Here is an 18959-nt window from a genome sequence, read left to right on the forward strand (position 1 = left end):
GTACGTTTGTTGTAAAACGAAGTCTGAAAAATAATTATCTTCTAAAGAAAAAAACAGAGAACTAAAATTCCCCATTAGTTTCCTGTTCCTAACCCACTTATTTTAAGCTAAGTTCAAAACTACACTGTACTACCTTCTCATGCCATCTATATTTGCCTCTACTTTTGTAAACTCTAAACTTACTGCCTCACCTAATAATAGAATGCTTTGTTTCATTCTTCTATCTTGTTAGACAAACAGGTCTCAATTGGATTTTCATCATAAGAAATCCAATCACTGAAACTTCCAGGATAAAGCTTTACATTGTCTATTCCAGCCATTTTTAAGGAAATATAATTAGGAGTAGCAGTTATGCCAGAGCCACAATAAACAATATATTCATTTCTGGGGTCTAATGAGGAAAACCTTTCTCTTTGCTCATTAGTCGACAAAAAGAAGCCATTTTTTAATCCATCTGTCCATACAAAGTTTATTGCTCCAGGTATATGTCCACGTTTCTTATCAATCGGTTCTATCTCTCCTATATACCGTATGTGTTCTCTGGAATCAATAAGTACCTTATATTCCTCTTTTGCTCTTACTTGTGCTGACACTTCCTCATAAGTAGCAATCATATGTGTTTGAATTTCAGGAGAGAAAGTACTCTTTGTAAAAGTCGGGACATCCTTTGAAATTGGAAAATCCTTTTTTACCCATTCTTTATAGCCGCCATCCAAAATATATGTATGGGAATGTCCGATATAGTTTAATAACCACCAAAGTCTCCCAGAAAACGCCCCCTCCCCATTATCGTAGGCAATGACGATAGTTTCTTTACCAACACCTATATTTTCAAGTTTAGAAACAAATTCTTCTATGGCTGGTAATGGATGTCTGCCCCCGTGTTCACTTACTGGATTGGAGAGATCTTTATCTAAGTGAAAATAAACGCTATTTGGGATATGACCTTCTATATACCATTCGGTGCCAGCGTCAGGATTTTTTAAATCAGAGCGACAATCAATAATTCTAACAGAATCTTGTTCAAAATTTTCCTTTAGCCAATCAACACTTTTTACGATTTCCATCTTTATTCCTCCTCTTGTTATCCCTGTTAACCATTAATCAATAGCGGAAAATCTTGTTGATTCCTTAATAATCCACTCAAGTTTATCTAAATTCTCATGCTCTGTTAATAGTGCCGTTTTCCCATCATAATATTCGCCCACTTGTTCTTGTAAATTATCAAGCAGTGTATCAAAATGCTGTTCAAATAACTCTTTATAAAAAGTAAAGAAGGAGTGAATTTGCTCCTTAATAAAAATATTCCCGTGCTCATCCACTAATTGTTCTAATTCTATTCCCATATTCTTTCGTTCATTATTCTCAAAAAAACTTTTGGGATTTTTGTAATATTTTGTTCCAATTTTATTAAGCGCATTATCTAGTTGTTTGAAAGGAGCATGGTAAGTTAATTTTGTATCAATTGCATTTTCCATTTCTTCTTGCAAACGGATTTCGCCATTAATGGACTGAATGGAATGCTGAATTTCTTGATAGCCTTCTTTTCTTTGTTTATAAAATATTTGGTCCAGTCTTACATTTACTGCCCGCAATTCTTGTTCAAATTCAAAATTCAACTGTATTAAAAAGGAAGCAGTAGCAAGGGAAATTTCTCTTTTCTTATTATCCCCTCGTAAAATGGATGGATGATAGGCTTCCTTTATTAATTCCTGTAATCGAAACATGATTCTTTGCTTTAAATAAAAAAGCTGTTCTTCAACTTCCATTTTAAATTTCGCTAATCTATCTTGAAACGTTATTGTTTCAAATTGTGAGAGTATATTCCGTTTTTCTTCCTCCATCCGAGAAAGCTCTTGTTCCGCTTCTTCCTTTTTTGCAAAAGCAGATTTAACTAGCTGCTTTAAAAGTTCAATTGTCCCTTCATATTCTTTTTTAGCAGATTGGAGCATCATTGCTAGCCATTCATATTCAATAAATTCATACATTTTAGCCTCTGCTCTTCCCATCCATTTCCCGTAAATTTCATGCTTATAATAAAGACTAGAAACAGGAAGAATTCGTGGAGAACGTATACCATATAATTGCAGTTGCTCTTGTAAATACTCCTCTACAGCTTCTTGCTCTTCTTCATCCTTCGCTAAATCTATTGCATTAATGACAAAAAATATTTTATCCTTTTCAAAAGCATCCTTTAATCTTCCAAGCTGTACTAAAAAAGCACGATCAGCTTTGGAAAATGCGTGATTATAGTAGCTGACATAAAAAATACAATCTGCTTTTTTCATAAATTCAAAGCTTAACTCCGTATGTCTGCTGTTAATTGAGTCTCCCCCTGGCGTATCAACGAGCGTAATTCCTTTTCTAGTAATACTACAATCAAAATAAACATCTATCGAAGCCACAAAACAAGAGGTTTCTTCTACTGCAACAAAATTCGAAAGCGCTTCTAATCCAACATTAATCTCGCTGCCCAATTGATCACGATGGGCAGAATATCCTTTTACAAAAGCTTGCAGATAGCGAAATTCATTCGCATATCTTTCTACAGGTTTAGCAGCTAGCTTTTTTATCAAATTTTGCGCTGATTCTAATGTACTTGCCTCTTCCTTCACTAACTGTAAATAGTCATTTATCTCTGTAAGCATTTCTGACTCTGTTTTCCATTTAACAATCACCGTTTTATGTGGATGGTCTTTATCTATTGGCAAAATTCGATTTATTGTTGCCGTAGTTGGATTGGGCGAAACGGGCAAAATCGGATAATCTAGTAAGGCATTGGCAAAGGAAGACTTCCCTGCACTAAAAGCACCAAATAAGCAAATAGTATATGTTCGATTTTCAATATTGGCGGCTTTAGTAAGCAAATTCTTTGCTATATGTGTAAATCCCTTTACCTGTTGCAGGTTATTACTTAAAAAACGTAATTGTTTAATTAGTAAATCTGTATCAAATTCATTTCTTTCTTCTCGTTTAATATCCTCAGTCAGATTTCTTTTCTTGTCTACGGCTCTTGCGTTTATGGATGATAATGTTTGGTAAGTAATTTCTTCTTTATCTGAATCTAGTAATCTTTGCAATAGACTCTCATCAACTGATTGTGTGACAAAGAGATGCTTTAGGTTCTCTCTCCAGTCTTGCCATTTAGTCTCTAGCTCTTCCTTTTTTAGCTTACAGTCTACAAATCCTTGCCAGATTTTCTGTTCTTTCCTACGCTCTTCTTTTTCCGTATGTAATTGTCGCTGGCGCTCTTCTTTCCATTGAGTAAATAGTGTCGTGATTTCTTTCCTAAAAGACTGTTTCAAATCATTTTCAACAGTCTCACAATATACCAGAACATAGTTTTCAGAAAGCTGTGCATCCTTATTTACTAACTCTTTTAACCTATGCCTATGTAAAATAGAAGCAAGCCCTTTAATTTTCGGAAAATACTCTGACTTACCGTGTTTCTCAAAAAACTGCGATAATGGCATTATTAATTGTATTTGAACAAGCTTTTCGAGCTCTGTGTAAAAAGCAAGTAGTCTTTCCTCTCTTTCTTTTTTTGTTTTGTTTTTGCTGCCAAATAATCCTATTTTAAAATTTTTCTGTTCTGTTTCCAAATATGACTTGGCTAATTCACGAAGATTGAATGGCATAATATACGCATTTTTAATAATCGAATGCCACTCGTTTTCTAAAGATACTACTGTTTCGCTTTCTTCCTCATCTATTGTTTGAAGTTCTTTTTTTATTGTACTTAAGGTTGATTCTAATGAATGATATTCTTCCTCCGTTAAACCTGCTAACTCCTCATCTATAGGAGCGATTCTTTCAGCATACTTTGTTTCGATAAAGGCATGATGATCTTTATATAGCTTTTGAAAGGATTCATCCATTGAAATAGGAAGAATGAACTCTTTTTCTTTCATTTTTTCAACAATATAACACTTTAACTCTTTCAACCCTTGATAGAAAAAATTCGTTTCGATTAAGGTAGTAAAGAAAATTTTTTCTGGCTTAATTCCATATGACAAAAAGGAGTCAGAAACACTTTGTTTAAAATGTTGAAATGAAATTTCTTCTTCTCGATGTTTATCCATTTGATTAACGATTAACACAAATTTTTTGCCTGAATCAACTAGCTGTTTCGTAAAATCAAAATTTATTTCGGACTGTACATGATTATAATCAACGACATAGAAAATAATATCTGCGAGATGAATGCTAGATTCCGTTGCTAATTGGTGGGCTTGATCTGTACTATCAATTCCTGGGGTATCCATTAAAATAGCATTCTCTAAAAGGAGTTCCGTATCCAATTGGACTTCTAATTCTTTTATTTCATCCACTCTTTCTGTTGCCTGTAAAACGCCTTTTATATCAAGAACCTCTTTATAAACATCTGCTTGGTTCGTGCAATATGAAACTTTTAACTGTTTGCTTCCTTTCTTCACGCGAAAAATATTAGCCGTTGTCGGAATGGGGCTTGTTGGTAAAACCTTTGTACCAACAAGTTTATTAATCATGCTTGATTTTCCAGCAGAATAATGTCCACAAAAAGTTGCAATAAATTCTTGTCTAGTTGCTTTTTTAATTAGTTCTTTCAATCTTTGCGCAGTTTGTTGATCACTATGTGCCAAAAAATATTGATAAAACGCTGTCCATTTATGTAAGGTGTCTGTATTCGTTGAAAGCATGGATAAACTCCTTTTCATCTATGTATTTCTTTTATTTTAACTATTTTCCACATAACAATAAAGTAAAATTAACTGAAAATTGAAAGCGACCTAAAAAAAGTGAATCTTACCATGTGTTACCTTTAGGGACAGTTACTCACCAAACTCTCTTCTCCGCATTCTCAAATAACGTCTTACTGATATTAGAGAAATGAAAAAAACTGCTTTCTCTTGTTAGCCAATCCCTATGTAGGTAGGCAAGGGTGACAAGAAAAAGCAGTATTACATTCATCATCATATGTAAAACTATTATTTAATATCTGTTGCTTTGGTTGTATGGTTTAAAACATACTTCATAACAAATAAATAACCGATAACCGTTAAGCCAATAGGAAAAGCTATCATTCGTTACACCTCATTTCCTTAATGAGAATAATTTTCTATCTCAATTACATATTATCATCAATGAAAATCATTTTCAATAAGAAAAATAGTTTTATTTTTCTGTCCTTTTAGCAAGGGAAATCCATATAAAACAAGTAGTTTAGGAAAAATGTACCATGTGGTATATCCTATTTTCTCAAAAAAATATAAACAAAATAGGTCTATTTTATGATAAGATGTTTTTATCTAGAGGATGGGGGAATAGTGTGTGTCATTAACTAAAAGTACAACTGAAATTTTAAACGGAACAATTGAAGCTGTAAAAGGTGTTATTCCCTGTGAACTACAAATTGAGAGGCCATCTGTAACTGTCTCACCATTTGTTTTAAAATCTTTAGGGGTATTAATTGGATTAACTGGAGATTTTCGTGGCAGAATCATTATAGATGGGGATAACCAAGTTTTTGGTAAGCTAGGCGAATCCATGTTTGGTATGTTTTTGGAAGGGGCTATGCTTGAATCATTCTCTGGTGAATTAGGGAATATGATTGCTGGTAATTTATCTACATTTGTGTCTCAAAATGGAATTGATATAGATATAACACCACCTACCGTTTTAGCAGGTGAAACAAAGTTATCTGGTTTTGAAAAAGCACTTAGCTTGCCTATTTCGCTCCAAAACATTGGCCAATTAACCATTGTTCTTATTTTAGAAATATAAAGTTCAACTTCAATCAATGTTTTATCTATCCACATTGATTGAAGCTGAACAATTCTACTTTCCGCTGAATTTTTCCCCGTTTAAGATTTTACTTTCTCACCCATTTGGTTAGGGAATTCAACTGATTTAACATGCAGAATTAACTCAATCAAAAAAATGATTTTTTCATCCTATTTTCCTCTACATTATTTTCTTATTATCTGTATGACTTTGTACTTCGATTTTAATTTTATTCTCCACCTTTTGCCCACAGCATTTGCAAATTGTCTTTTCATTATAGATGGTCAGGCAGTGACTACAATAATAATTCTCCATATTTATCACACCCACTTCTTTATAAACATATATTAGTATATTTATCATTCATGGAATATGTGCCGAAACTAGAAAAGATTAACCGATTTGTTATAATCGATTGAATTGCAATACTACTGTAATATAGGGAGCCCTTTAAAATTACCCTCGCTTCATCATCGTTCAGTCAATAAGTGTTGATTATTGCTCTAACTGATATACGTCACTATATTTAGTGTAAAGATAATCAATTAGATATTGAGCATTTAGGCCCTCTCCAGTAACATCTTTCAATATTTCAAGTGGTTTTTTCATTTTTCCGTAGCGATGAATTTTTTCATTAAGCCATTCTTTTATAGGCAGTAATTGTCCTTGTTCTAATAAATTATCGAATTCAGGAAGGTCTTTTTGCATTACCTGTTTTAGTTGCGCTGCATACATATAACCAAGTGCATAGGAAGGGAAATAACCAAAGCTTCCTCCGGCCCAATGTACATCTTGAAGAACCCCTTCCCCATCATTTTCAGGAACCACTCCTAAATAGGACTGATATTTCTCATTCCAAATCTTTGGTAAATCCTTCACTTGTATATCACCATCAAATAAACCTTTCTCTATTTCATAACGAATCATGATATGTAGCGGATAGGTTAGTTCATCTGCTTCAATTCTAATTAAAGAAGGCTTCGATTCATTGATCGCACGATAAAAATCTTCGACAGAAACTTGATCAAACTGACCGTTTGTATGGGATTTTAGTGTTTCATAATTATGTTTCCAGAAGGATAAATTTCTTCCGACAAAATTCTCATAAAATAGTGATTGAGATTCATGAATTCCCATCGAAGTTCCCGAACATAAAGGAGTTCCGATTAAATCTTTGGAAATATTTTGTTCATATAAAGCGTGACCAACTTCATGAATTGTTCCAAATACAGCTACTCTAAAGTCTGACTCATCATATTTCGTCGTTATACGAACATCACCCGGATTGATCCCTGTAGCAAATGGATGAACGGTTTGATCTAAACGTCCAGCATCAAAGTCATATCCTACTTGCTTCAACACTTCCAAACTAAATGCTTCTTGATCTTCTTTCGAAAATCGCTCATATAAGAACTCTGTAGATGGTTTATGACTTGATTCTGCAATTTTATGTACTAAAGGCACTATTTTCTCTCTCACATTAGAAAAGACTTCATCCAATATAGCGACTGTCATACCAGGCTCATACATATCTAATAAAACATCATATTTATTGTTTGTATGTCCCCAATACTCGATAAATTTCTTGTTCATTTCTACTAGTTTTTCTAAATACGGCTGAAAAAGTGCAAAGTCTGCTTTCTCCTTCGCTTCTTCCCAAACACTTTCTGCTTTTGATTGAAGCATAACATATTCCTTGTATTCTTGAGCTGGAATTTTTTTATTGCGATCAAAATCCTTTTTCATTTCTTCTACTGTCTTTCTTGTAATCGGGGATAATTCCTCTTGAACGATCTCTTCAGATAGAACAGTAAGATAGGATTCTAATTGTTCAGAAGTTGATAATTCGAATAATTCAGAAGATAACACTCCGATTACTTCTGTTCGTTGATTGACTCCCTTTTTTGGAGCACCTGTACGTAAATCCCAATAAATTAGAGCGAGCGCTTCATTGTATGCTCCTATCTTCTTCACATACTCCAAAAATTTTGTTTCCATCTCTTTTATATTAATAGACAATATACTCTCCTCTTTTCCATTTTAGTATTCTTTTATCATAACATACCTGTTGGAAAACTAGATATATTATGATATTGGAGTAAGTAAAAAAAATGTACTCGCTTATTTTGAAAAAAATGCCTCATTCGTTCATTCTGAGCTGCAACAAGCAACTATGTGTCCTATTTTTAAGACACACTAATAGAATGACTAATGAGACATTTATGATTAATTGCTTAATTTGGTGTTACAGGCAATGCCTTTAATACAGCATTTTGTACGAACTCTGTTTCATCGCTATCCATACATAAATGAATGGAGCCCTTATCTTCATGTGTACGTATTAAACGACCAATGCCTTGACGTAGTCTTAAAATCATATAAGGTAAATCCACTTCTAAAAATGGATTTCCGACATTTTCTCGTTTACTTTTATACACTGGATCATTTGGAGGAAATGGCAAGGAATAGATAAACACATTTTCTAGAGATCTACCTGGCACATCTAACCCTTCCCATAAATTCACAGCACAAAGGATGGATTCTTCCTCATTTTGGAAGTTAGAAACAAGCGTACTGATTTCTCTTTCTCCTTCGAAATAGATTGGAAGCGAAAAGTCCTTTGGTAGATTTTCCTTAAAACTAGCCAAATCTTCTTTGCTATTAAAAAGAACCAATGAGCGTCCCTCTGCTTTTATCAACTCTTCATAACAATATTCCTGTTTTTCCATATTCATTTCTTTCTCAAATGACTTAATATGAACATTCATCTGCTCATCGTAATCAAATGGAGAATCAACAGAAAAAGAAAGATAATCAGATGCTCCGATACTTCTGGCCATATATTCAAATGATTTGTTTTCAGACAATGTTGCAGATGAAAAAATAATTGGTTTTTGTTGGCTAAATACATCCTCTTGCATAATGTCTTGAACAAGTCTTGGCATAATTACAAGCGTTCTTTCCCCATTCATTTCTTCAAACCATGTAATTCCATTCATTTCCTTCAAAAATAAGCTTAAAGAATGAGATATCTGTTCTAAATACTCCTCAACAACTTTTAAGTCATACTCATTAATAACATACATTTCGCTTTCGAACACAAGCTCTTCCTCTAATTCCGAAATATATCCTGCTAATTTTCTTCCTGCTCGCATTACATTGTCTGTTTTTTTAATTTCTTGTTTTTCAGAGCCTTCTGCTTTAAAGGAAGCATCTGTTAACTCTCTAAAAAACTGCTCATTCTGATAGATTGTTTCTTCAATAATATTTAATGTTTTTTCACGCACATCATTTGCCATCAATCTAGTTAATAGATTTTCCAAATTTTGTTCTGTTAAACGATAGGTTAACGCATTTTGTGCTGCATATTCTAGTAAGTGACCTTCATCAAAAACTACGCACGCACTATCAGGCAGTAATGGAAGCTGCCCTTCTCTTTTTCTCGATTCTTTTGTCCAAATATGTTCCATATAAAAATCATGGGAACATATGATTAAATCCTTGGCATTACGATAATAATCCCTGTGTAATGTCTGTCCACAACGGTGGCGTTTATCACATGTAAAACAATCTTGCATGGAATCCCATGCCACACCTTCCCAATCCTTATCATTTAGATCTGGGTAATCCTTTCTATCCCCATAAGGAGCAAAGGATTGCATAGAACCTGTTCCGTGAACGAATTCAGGAAGACTGTCATAAATAGAATTATAAGTATCTTCAAAAGTGATTTTTTGATCCAATTTTGTTAAGCATAAATACTGGTTGCGGGATTTTGCCAATCGCACATCAATATTTAATCCAAGAGCTTGCTCTAGCTTGGCAATATCGCCTTCTTTTTTCACAAGCTGTTCGATTAATGTTTCATCTGAACAAGCAATAATTGCAGGCTTGTTTACATATCGAGCATAACAAATGCTGTATAATAAATAGACAAATGTTTTTCCAGTACCGACACCTGCTTCTGCAAAAATCGTTTTTTTATCTTTAAATGCTTTTTCTAATTGATAAGCCATATAAACCTGTTCATCACGTAATTCATATCCTGCTTCTGGAAGAATGTCATAAAAGACGTCACCAATCCATTCTCCCAATTTTTCATAAAATGATTCTGTTTTTGCTACTTCAAATGGCATGCTATTTTGCATGATACCCCTCCGACTTTACGAATTGACTTCCTTTTTTCTCTCTTTGCTATATATAAAATTATCCTTATTTATTTCATAACGAATCCTTATCATAGACAATTTATAACTAATATTCAAGTGAAAAGAGGGTTGCCTTAAAATAATTTGGCACCCTCTCAAACATTTATGGCATTTTTAATTTGTTCTAAAGTAAAAAAATCAGAAAAGAAGAACCTTCAGAGCACCATTTCTCCTTCAGCCCCTATCTCTAGACAAGGAATAAGACATTGCTTGCTGAACTATTTGTTGGGCGTTAGACAGCTTTTGAATCACGCTTTCGTCTGCAACTCCTTCTCCAGCCATAAGATCGATAGAAGAATTCAATGCATCCATAATTTTTGTATAGTCTACTGTATTATCGTTCATAAATATTCCCTCCAGAAAAATGCGTATAGAATAAATATATACGGATACAAAAAAAATATACTCATCGAATACAGTTAATCTGTTAAAGGAATTTTAATTTGTTAATCTCTTTTTCGCTTTCCCCAATACTGGTAATAATCTGTTCTGATGAAACCATTGAATAGTTTACGTTTCTTTGTTGCTTTTCTGCCGTAGTGTGTTTCAAACGCTTCATCACTTGTTAGCATATAAATAGACCATGTTTCAAGTGGAGCAAAAGCCTGTCCCATTTCTTGATACATTTTTTGAACAGATGGCTTATCCCCTAATCGTTCTCCATACGGCGGATTCCCCACAATAACACCATTTTCTTTCATTGTGGTAAAGTCTTTTACTTGCATTTGTTTAAAAGTAATTAAATCTCCTAGTCCTGCCTCAAATGCATTTTCTTGAGCTATTTTAATCATGCGATGATCAATATCTGATCCAAAGATTTCAAGTGGCTGGTCATATTTGGCAGTATCCTCTGCCTCTGTACGGACATCCTCCCATACTTTAGCTGGCATCCAATCCCAACTTTCTGAAATAAAGTCACGATTAAAACCTGGTGCGATATTTTGTCCAATTAAAGCAGCTTCAATAGGAATCGTTCCAGATCCACAAAAAGGGTCTACGAATGGTCGATCTGCTGTCCAATTTGTTAGTGAAATTAAAGCTGCAGCTAGGGTTTCTTTTAGTGGTGCTTCCCCTTGATCAGCTCGATAACCTCGTTTATGAAGACCTTGACCTGAAGTATCCATTGTTAATGTAACAATATCCTTAAGGATTGCTACTTCTATTTTAAATAAAGCTCCGTTTTCCTCTAGCCAGCCAGTTTTTTTATAATGTGAGCTTATACGATTAACGATAGCCTTTTTAACGATTGCTTGACAATCCGATACACTGAAAAGTTTTGATTTTACTGATTTACCTGAAACAGGGAATTGAGCATGAACAGGTAAATAATCCTCCCAACGAATCGCTTTCGTCTTTTCAAAAAGTTCATCAAATGTAGTTGCCTTAAATTCGGCCACTTTAATTTTTACACGATCTGCTGTACGAAGCCACATATTTGCTCTTGCAATTGCGGTTTCATCGCCTTTAAATAATACTTTCCCATTATCTACTGTACATTCATACCCTAACTCTCGTACTTCTTTCGCAACTACTGCTTCAAGCCCCATAGCAGCTGTTGCTATTAATTCAAAGTTTCGCATATTATCTCCTTCATTTCACTATAATTTCATCTTATGTATGTTGTTTATTTTTACTTTTATTTTGATACAAGAAATAGTCCATATAAAAAGGATGACCAGATTAAATGCATGACATACTGTTTTAAGCCAAAACGCTAACAGTTTATCAGACACTAATCTCCGTGTCACCCTTGTGATTTTATCTTCATTCTCATCATTAATCAACATAAACGCTTTATAAGCCATGTTCTGTTCCTCTGTACTCATACGACTTTAACATCTCGTACAAAGGCGGTAATCATCTATCTACAGAAATATAATTTCTGTCCTTCTCATCCGTTCATTTCCTCAGAGAAAGTTCCCCTACCATAATTTGGGTTTCTCGCTCGCGGGGTTTACCTCGTTCCACCCTTGTCATTTCTGACAAGGCTACGTCACTGTGGCACTTTCAAGGTATTCATGCCATATCCTAAGACTTAGGCATTTTCCCTGCCGTCAACATAAATATGCTGCCCTAGCTTATTTTTTAACTAGGCACGAACACTACAAGCATCGCAGCCTGTGCGAGCATGGACTTTCCTCTACAAACTAAGTTTGCAGCGATTACCAAAGCGTTTTATTGATACAATAGCTATTATAGTGGTTTTACCAAAGCATTGCAATGGTTATTATAGGTAATTCTTAATCTATTATGCAGCATGACCTGCATTTAGTAAATGTAACTCAATCGTAAAGCTTACTACCAAACACATGCTTTTCTAAATTAGATAATCTTTTTAAAATATCAAAGTTAGTTGTGCCTGCTGTAGTTGGAGGTGGTTGTCTGCGACTAGCATCCTCCACTTGCTTTTTTAAGCGTAAATTTTCTTGTTGAAGCTCTTCAATTTCTTGATGTAATGTTTCATAATCTTTAATAATTAAATCTAAAAACTTATCTACTTCTTCCGGCTTATATCCTCTTACACTAGTTTTGAACTCTTTTTCCAAAATATCTTTTGCTGTTAATTTCATTTTATCTGATAGCATTTATCGCTCACCTCAGTCGATTACCATTTATCTCAATATTTTTTCAAAAATACGCCATTTTGTCAATTAATTCTACTAATACTCTTCATTAAATCTTACTTCTTCCACAATATCTTGTAAATCTGAAAACTGGATTTTACGAATTTCAAAGGTGTTTTTTTCCTGATACATTTTAGCCAATTCGTACAAATATTTGGGACTACCAGGGTTCTCCTCATCATAAAACAGAAGAAGAGCATCACTTTTTTTCAGTAAAAATACATTCTTATCTCTTAATTGCTGTGGATTTTCATATGCTTTCTTGGATACTGAATCAACGAAATCAGCCTGAATCATAATTTCTTCATACCATTCTTTATTTATTTCTTTCCAATTTTGTTCCTGTCCAAGAAATGGAGTAATAATTCCTAGTTTTAAATCAGGATATTCTTCCATTTGCAAATCATAAACAACTTCAGCAGCCCAGAGCTCTGTACCAAGTTGACCACTAATTAATACCCATTCAAGTCCTTCTTCCAGCATTATTTGCAGGTTTTTCCTAATTGCTAATTTTATGTATTCTACAGCTAGTTCGTCTCGTTTAAATATTCCTATCTCAAAAGGCTTATAGCCAGAAATGACGGCTATTTTCATAATTGTATAAGTAACTCCTTCGTATTAACCATTATTACTTTAAAATATATCATAAATAGTTTTTCCCATAAAGAATTTATACCTCCTAAAAGAAGAAGAACACCGTTTTTAGCTCTGCTTCTTTGCTTGCTGATTTCATTATATGTTAAGTATTCGATAAAATGATCGAAAATAATCGTGATGAAAAAAGGATTTTTCCAGGCAATGTTATCTTTTTTCTCCCCTACTGATATTTACGGGAATCATTCTTTTCTTTTTGACTAATAATCTTCCCACCTTCCTTCCGCCACTACTCCTAGTAAAAAGTAAGTTTAAGTGTGGGTTTTAAAATAACTTTTCTATAAATAGAAACAAGGATCTCAAACAAAGATCCTTGTTTTAGCTTACTTATCTTTTTCTAAATGGGAATCCACCAGGCATACCAGTTTGAGCTGGGAACATTTGACCAGTTGCTGTAAATGGTGTTCCTCCAGTTGTTGGCATAGCTGGAGTTGCTGGTGCCATTGGTGCCATTGGAGCTGAACCCATATTAGCTTGAGTATTAGTTACCACATTCTCAACAGATTGAGTGTGTGGGAAGAAATGTTGATGCTCATAGTTCACATGGTTTACAGTAGTAGTATGTGTTGGATGAATATGTGGCACAATATTATTAGAAAAAGTGTTATTCACACAACATTTTGTCGGATGTACTACTGCAGGTAAAATGTTATTTGGTTTACAATGCATAAGAAAATCTCCTCTCAAAAATTAGTTATCTTACACTAACAATTTATGTAGAAAGGGATAATCTTGTACTAATACAAACACCTATTTTGCCGAGAGAATTTTTTACTGCATCATTAATCACCATAATTCCCAATATTATTTGAGTCATTATAATTTTATAAAAGGGCATAGAAGCTGTCTTTTAGTGTTGTAAATAAGATGATGGTTAAACAAATAAGAACAAAAAACATACACATAACCACTTTATACAAGTTCGTTCACTCCAAATTAGTATTTCATCTATGCTAATTTGTATTTTCTATAAAATTATATTGTTGTTAAATTACTAAAATATATTTCATAGAAAAAAGTTTTTAGTATAAATGAACCAATTACTATTTTAATAGGGAACGGGCGTACAAACAACTAGGTTATTGATGGAATAACTGATTTCTATTATTCATTTGCAGTTTTCTTTCTAAGCGTTCACTTCTTTTTTGAAGTTCAAACATCATTTTATCTAGCTTATCTTTGTGTTTTACTATTTGCTCTGCTGTTTGGGTATAGTTTAATGCCAGTTGATAGTTTTTCTCTTTATGTTCTGCCATTTTAGCAAGTTCTATTAGTGATTGTAAAACCATTGCAACTTTTGTTTCTTGTGTATATGTTTGAACAATTTTTCTCCAAAGCTCGGCAGCATCCTCTAATCTTTTCTCTCTTTTATATTCTTTTGCTAATAAAAAGGCTGCCTCTAAAACTTCTTCTTTATTTTGCTCTTGAATACTCAGTAAATTTTGTTTGGCAATATCAGTCTGGCCAATTACGGCATACCATTTTCCTACTTCTAACGTTTCTTTGGCACTAATGTTATAATCTCTTCTTAACAATTGATAGCTTAAATGGGTATATAAAGTAATAAGAGAAAGGATATCTATTTCATTATGCTTTAAAATACCAAGCATTCCTTCAGGATTCTTTCGTTCAACAAAGTCAAAATAAATCATGGGGGCAAGAAATCCGGGAATATCATCCTGCCGCTTTACTCCAAGGATTTCTTCCTCCACGATAGACAGCTTTGTTCTATCTAAACGATGTTTCCACATCCGCCTTGCCCCGTGATACAAATCAAAATGACCGAATTCAGGGAGCTTTGGTACATGCTCCTTTATTAGCGTATGTCTTGTTTTTACTTGTGGCCAATCAAAAGCTTTTCCATTATATGTTACGAGAGTTGTATAGTCTACATTCTCTAAAAAACTATTAAATAAAGGCACTTCTGCTCCTGGATGTGGCAATATATGCTGTTTTAGAACTATTTCATTTTCTCGTAATTGTGCATACCCAAGAATAAATATAGTATTTCCCGTACCGCCTCCAAGGCCAGTTGTCTCCGTGTCAAAGAAGAACAGCTCCTTTGCCTGATGCCCTTTTGCTGAAAGAGGATGGTCGTAATTGACATTATTCCATTCGTCCACAATGTGACAAAACTCCCGAAATGTATAATTCCCATGTGTATAGTCCAGAGGATAGCTTACTTCACGAATTAAACAATAGTCTTGATCTAGCCAATAAGGATAGACATTTTCTTGCTCCCACTGCTGGATAAATGGAATATTCTTTCCCTTTATCTCGATATTTTTAACAGGAGTAGTCTGTTCTTCTTTTTTTATATGAGACTTCATTCTACTTAACTTATTTTTAATCGACATATTATTCCCCTTAAATAGAAAAATTACTTTCTTCCAAGAGCGAAAGGATTCTAATTACATCCCTTTTACTGTTATTTGAATGGCTCTCTGTTCCTATACAAGAAGGACAGCCGTATTCACAAGCACAATTTTTCACCATTTTTTTTGCTTCCTTTAATACTGATGGCATTTCTTCATATATTTTTTTACTTAAGCCGATTCCACCAGGATATTGATCATAAAAGAAGATTGTTGCTTTTTCATTATGCTCTGCTTTTACTTGTGGAACTACATGTAAGTCAGATGGATCTGCCATAACAAGAAGCGGTGCTATATGTTTTAATGCATGAGCAGCACCAATTAGGCCTTGTTCGGTTTGTTCTTGATCCCATGCTAATTTTTCTTGTGGAAAAGAAAGCCATGCCGCATTTGTATGAAGCTCTTCTTCAGGCAGAGTAATGGGACCAGAACCTATATTTTCATGTGTTTCAAATTTTATTTTTTTAAAAATTGTACTCATCGCTATAATACTAACATCGCCAAAGCCTGTTTCTGCTTCAGAATAATCGGTTCGATTATCTTCTTCCAAAACCTTTAAAGAGACCGCTAAATTGGCATCTGTATAATAATCGACACTGACTTCACGAACATATGCTTTTTTCTCTTCCCAATCAAGTTTCTCCACTTGATATTGAATCCCTTGATGCATATAAATAGCTTCTTCATGTAATAGAGTCATCGCAGAAAAGCGATCACTTTCTCCAATCACTCTGCTTTTACTACGATCAGAAATGTCAATAATGACTATATTTTCTTGTGATGCAGAACGAAGACTTATATTATGTGCTGGAAAAGAATCATTCATCCAATACCATTTATCTCCATTTTGAAAGAGGATTCGTTCAGTTGTTAAAAACTCGAGTATTTCTGTTATTTCACAATTTCCAAATGTTTCTCCTTCTTTAAACGGAAGCTCGTAAGCCGCACATTTCATATGATCAATTAGGATAATTAAATTATCAGGATTTATCCTCGCTGTTTCTGGATTTCTACTAAAGAAATAGTCAGGATTAGCAACCATATACTGATCAAGGGGACTAGAGCTTGCTACCATAATCACAAGTGATTCATCATGTCTACGCCCAGCTCGTCCCGCCTGTTGCCATGAACTGGCAATCGTACCAGGGTACCCTGTCATCACACAAGCTTGAAGTTGTCCAATGTCTACACCTAATTCTAATGCATTAGTACTAACAACTCCGTATATATTTCCATGTCTTAAACCTTGCTCAATATCCCTTCTTTCCGTTGGTAAATATCCGCCACGATAGCCACGAATAGATTTTGATCCAAGCTGATACTTAACTAGTTCCTGTAAATAAGTTAGTAGTATCTCAACTCGTACTCGACTTTTGGCAAAGACGATTGTTTGAATTTTATTTTTCAGCAATTCTCCTGCTATCTGCCTTACTTCTAAAGTCGCGCTTCTCCTGATGTTTAAAGGAATATTCACAATGGGAGGATTATAAAAGACGAAATGTTTCTTGCCGCTTGGAGCACCATTATTGTTAATTAGCTTAACACGCTGTTCTGTTAAATTTTCTGCCAATTCCTTTGGATTCGCAATGGTTGCAGATGTACATACAAAGACAGGATTACTGCCATAGAAGGCACAAATCCGCTTTAATCTTCTCATGACATTCGCAACATGACTTCCGAAAACGCCTCTATAAATATGCAATTCATCAATAATGACATATTTTAAGTTTTCAAATAAAGATACCCATTTTGTGTGATGTGGCAAAATAGCTGAGTGAAGCATGTCCGGATTTGTGATGACGATATGCCCTGCCTTGCGAACCTTCTGTCTAATCGAAGCAGGAGTATCTCCGTCATATGTATAGCTATTTATTTGTAATTCAGCACTTTCAATTAGCTCATTCAATTCACTTTTCTGGTCCTGTGCAAGTGCTTTTGTTGGGAACATATACAAAGCTCTTGCATTTTTATTTTCAGCAATGGACTGGATAACAGGAAGGTTATAGCAAAGAGTCTTTCCTGATGCAGTCGGCGTGACAGCAACTACACTATCCCCTTCCCGAATCGCCTGATAGGAGGAGGATTGATGTGTATATAATCGTGTAATGCCCCGCTTTTGCAATGCATCTTTTAAATTAGGTAATAAATCTTCTGGTAGCGGGGCTGTTACAGCTTCTTTCGGTTCGATTGTATGCCAATAGGAAATTTTTTCTTTATAGTCTTCCTTTGTTTTTAATTCTTTCATAATATCTTGAAGGTTTTTACGTACGTTCATTTTGATTCACCTCTATAACCTCCATTCTATCGAATAGACGTTCGATTTAAAAGAGATTTTCAAAGAAAAAAATAACCATTATTTGTTAGTTCTCTTTAACAAATGAGTGGATTGCTTTTGCTAAGTCATTTGGAGCTTCCTGCATACTCATATGTCCAGTTTCTAATCTAACTTCAAAAATATTCGAGCTTGATGCAGAAGCTACTTGATTCACTGAAACCACTTTATCTTTTGTTCCCTTTACCAATAAAATAGGCAAGTTAGCTTCATCCACAACATCATTTCTATCTGGTCTATTTCTCATAGCTGCCTGTGTTTCCATAGCAGCTAGTGCATTAGTGCCATAACCAATTGTTTTTGCCTTTTCTACTTCGTTCGTTAACTTAACAAGGGATTCGTCTGCAAATAAATTAGGAACTAGACCATTCACAAACTCTATAATGCCGAGGTCTTGAATTTTTTGAATGGCGTTTAGCCTACCTGCCTTTCCCTCTTCTGTATCAGGATATGCGGTTGAATGAATTAAGCCAAATCCCTTTAAGCTTTCTATAAAAAGATCTGCAAAAGCCAATGTCACATAACCGCCTAGTGAATGTCCAAACATATATATTTTTTCAATCCCTAATCTCGCTAATAACTCCTTAATATCCTTCGCTAAATCTTCTATTTGAAAGGGTTCTCCACTAAAGCTTGAAGTTCCATGTCCCCGTAGATTGACTGCTAATACATGATATTTATCTGCAAGTAATGGAATAATATACTCCCAGTAATCAGTACTTCCACAAAATCCATGAATGAGTACAATGGTTTCCCCTTCTCCTTTTTCTATATAAGAAAGCTCTTCCTTACCAACTTTTATAGTATTCATTTTTACTAACTTCCTTTCTTCCGCTTTTCATTTAATATAGCACTTTTTATAAAAACAGATAAAGTAAAACGTCATTAAAAGCGGTTCATTTGTTGAGCTATTCAAACATTTTCATAAACATGATCTCCTCACCTACTTAAGCCAGATGAGAGAAAAATATTGGATATATCAAAACTCTTCTTGGCATCCTTT

13 protein-coding genes and 1 other RNA gene are annotated in these 18959 nt (G+C 34.2%); 1 reads left to right on the forward strand and 13 read right to left on the reverse strand.

Features of this window, described 5'->3' with window-relative positions; all coding sequences use genetic code 11:
• Nucleotides 1-212: 212 nt before the first annotated feature.
• Both ACTNDN_RS03285 and ACTNDN_RS03290 read right to left on the reverse strand, forming a co-directional pair.
• Entirely contained in the window at nt 213-1061 is an 849-nt protein-coding gene (locus tag ACTNDN_RS03285; RefSeq protein ID WP_441130785.1) for a sulfurtransferase, read from the reverse strand.
• A 39-nt stretch (nt 1062-1100) separates the two neighbouring features.
• On the reverse strand, nt 1101-4679 hold the full coding sequence (locus ACTNDN_RS03290; protein ID WP_441130772.1) for a dynamin family protein: 3579 nt from the start codon (nt 4677-4679) through the stop codon (nt 1101-1103).
• Between the two features lie 631 nt (nt 4680-5310).
• On the opposite strand from ACTNDN_RS03290, the gene ACTNDN_RS03295 reads away from it, so the two are divergent.
• Nucleotides 5311-5763 (forward strand): chemotaxis protein CheX, encoded by a 453-nt coding sequence (locus tag ACTNDN_RS03295; RefSeq protein ID WP_031538097.1) that lies wholly within the window; start codon nt 5311-5313, stop codon nt 5761-5763.
• A gap of 495 nt (nt 5764-6258) precedes the next feature.
• Here ACTNDN_RS03295 and ACTNDN_RS03300 read toward each other — a convergent pair whose 3' ends face one another.
• The 11 genes from ACTNDN_RS03300 to ACTNDN_RS03350 all read right to left on the reverse strand — a co-directional run bounded on the left by ACTNDN_RS03300 (nt 6259) and on the right by ACTNDN_RS03350 (nt 18767).
• Nucleotides 6259-7782, reverse strand: a complete 1524-nt coding sequence (locus ACTNDN_RS03300; protein WP_031538098.1) for a carboxypeptidase M32 — start codon at nt 7780-7782, stop codon at nt 6259-6261.
• A 215-nt stretch (nt 7783-7997) separates the two neighbouring features.
• A complete protein-coding gene (locus ACTNDN_RS03305; RefSeq protein ID WP_441130773.1) occupies nt 7998-9911 on the reverse strand; it encodes an ATP-dependent DNA helicase in 1914 nt (637 codons plus the stop codon).
• Between the two features lie 234 nt (nt 9912-10145).
• On the reverse strand, nt 10146-10316 hold the full coding sequence (locus tag ACTNDN_RS03310) for a hypothetical protein (RefSeq protein ID WP_441130774.1): 171 nt from the start codon (nt 10314-10316) through the stop codon (nt 10146-10148).
• A 101-nt stretch (nt 10317-10417) separates the two neighbouring features.
• On the reverse strand, nt 10418-11551 hold the full coding sequence (locus ACTNDN_RS03315; protein ID WP_031538100.1) for a THUMP domain-containing class I SAM-dependent RNA methyltransferase: 1134 nt from the start codon (nt 11549-11551) through the stop codon (nt 10418-10420).
• A 212-nt stretch (nt 11552-11763) separates the two neighbouring features.
• An RNA gene (gene rnpB / locus ACTNDN_RS03320) (RNase P RNA component class B) lies at nt 11764-12145 on the reverse strand.
• 108 nt (nt 12146-12253) lie between these two features.
• Nucleotides 12254-12556, reverse strand: a complete 303-nt coding sequence (gpsB, locus tag ACTNDN_RS03325; protein ID WP_031538103.1) for a cell division regulator GpsB — start codon at nt 12554-12556, stop codon at nt 12254-12256.
• 75 nt (nt 12557-12631) lie between these two features.
• Entirely contained in the window at nt 12632-13189 is a 558-nt protein-coding gene (locus ACTNDN_RS03330; RefSeq protein WP_031538105.1) for a DUF1273 domain-containing protein, read from the reverse strand.
• 387 nt (nt 13190-13576) lie between these two features.
• Nucleotides 13577-13918: a spore coat protein gene (locus tag ACTNDN_RS03335; protein WP_031538106.1), complete on the reverse strand. Its 342-nt coding sequence runs from the start codon at nt 13916-13918 to the stop codon at nt 13577-13579.
• Nucleotides 13919-14328: 410 nt separating this feature from the next.
• Nucleotides 14329-15606, reverse strand: a complete 1278-nt coding sequence (locus tag ACTNDN_RS03340; RefSeq protein ID WP_441130775.1) for a ribonuclease H-like domain-containing protein — start codon at nt 15604-15606, stop codon at nt 14329-14331.
• A gap of 10 nt (nt 15607-15616) precedes the next feature.
• Nucleotides 15617-17899, reverse strand: a complete 2283-nt coding sequence (locus ACTNDN_RS03345) for a DEAD/DEAH box helicase (protein ID WP_441130776.1) — start codon at nt 17897-17899, stop codon at nt 15617-15619.
• Nucleotides 17900-17984: 85 nt separating this feature from the next.
• A complete protein-coding gene (locus ACTNDN_RS03350; RefSeq protein WP_441130777.1) occupies nt 17985-18767 on the reverse strand; it encodes an alpha/beta fold hydrolase in 783 nt (260 codons plus the stop codon).
• Between the last annotated feature and the right edge of the window lie 192 nt (nt 18768-18959).

Origin of the sequence: Niallia sp. HCP3S3_B10 (assembly GCF_052064465.1) — a bacterium.
GTDB classification, from domain to species: Bacteria; Bacillota; Bacilli; order Bacillales; family Cytobacillaceae; genus Niallia; species Niallia hominis.

What these genes read in the sequence shown, in the direction of transcription:
- ACTNDN_RS03305 (WP_441130773.1), bottom strand. Translation starts at nt 9,911, where the DNA reads ATGCAAAATAGCATGCCATTTGAAGTAGCAAAAACAGAATCATTTTAT.
- ACTNDN_RS03345 (WP_441130776.1), bottom strand. Translation starts at nt 17,899, where the DNA reads ATGAACGTACGTAAAAACCTTCAAGATATTATGAAAGAATTAAAAACA.
- ACTNDN_RS03310 (WP_441130774.1), bottom strand. Translation starts at nt 10,316, where the DNA reads ATGAACGATAATACAGTAGACTATACAAAAATTATGGATGCATTGAAT.
- ACTNDN_RS03330 (WP_031538105.1), bottom strand. Translation starts at nt 13,189, where the DNA reads ATGAAAATAGCCGTCATTTCTGGCTATAAGCCTTTTGAGATAGGAATA.
- gpsB (WP_031538103.1), bottom strand. Translation starts at nt 12,556, where the DNA reads ATGCTATCAGATAAAATGAAATTAACAGCAAAAGATATTTTGGAAAAA.
- ACTNDN_RS03350 (WP_441130777.1), bottom strand. Translation starts at nt 18,767, where the DNA reads ATGAATACTATAAAAGTTGGTAAGGAAGAGCTTTCTTATATAGAAAAA.
- ACTNDN_RS03340 (WP_441130775.1), bottom strand. Translation starts at nt 15,606, where the DNA reads ATGTCGATTAAAAATAAGTTAAGTAGAATGAAGTCTCATATAAAAAAA.
- ACTNDN_RS03335 (WP_031538106.1), bottom strand. Translation starts at nt 13,918, where the DNA reads ATGCATTGTAAACCAAATAACATTTTACCTGCAGTAGTACATCCGACA.
- ACTNDN_RS03315 (WP_031538100.1), bottom strand. Translation starts at nt 11,551, where the DNA reads ATGCGAAACTTTGAATTAATAGCAACAGCTGCTATGGGGCTTGAAGCA.
- ACTNDN_RS03290 (WP_441130772.1), bottom strand. Translation starts at nt 4,679, where the DNA reads ATGCTTTCAACGAATACAGACACCTTACATAAATGGACAGCGTTTTAT.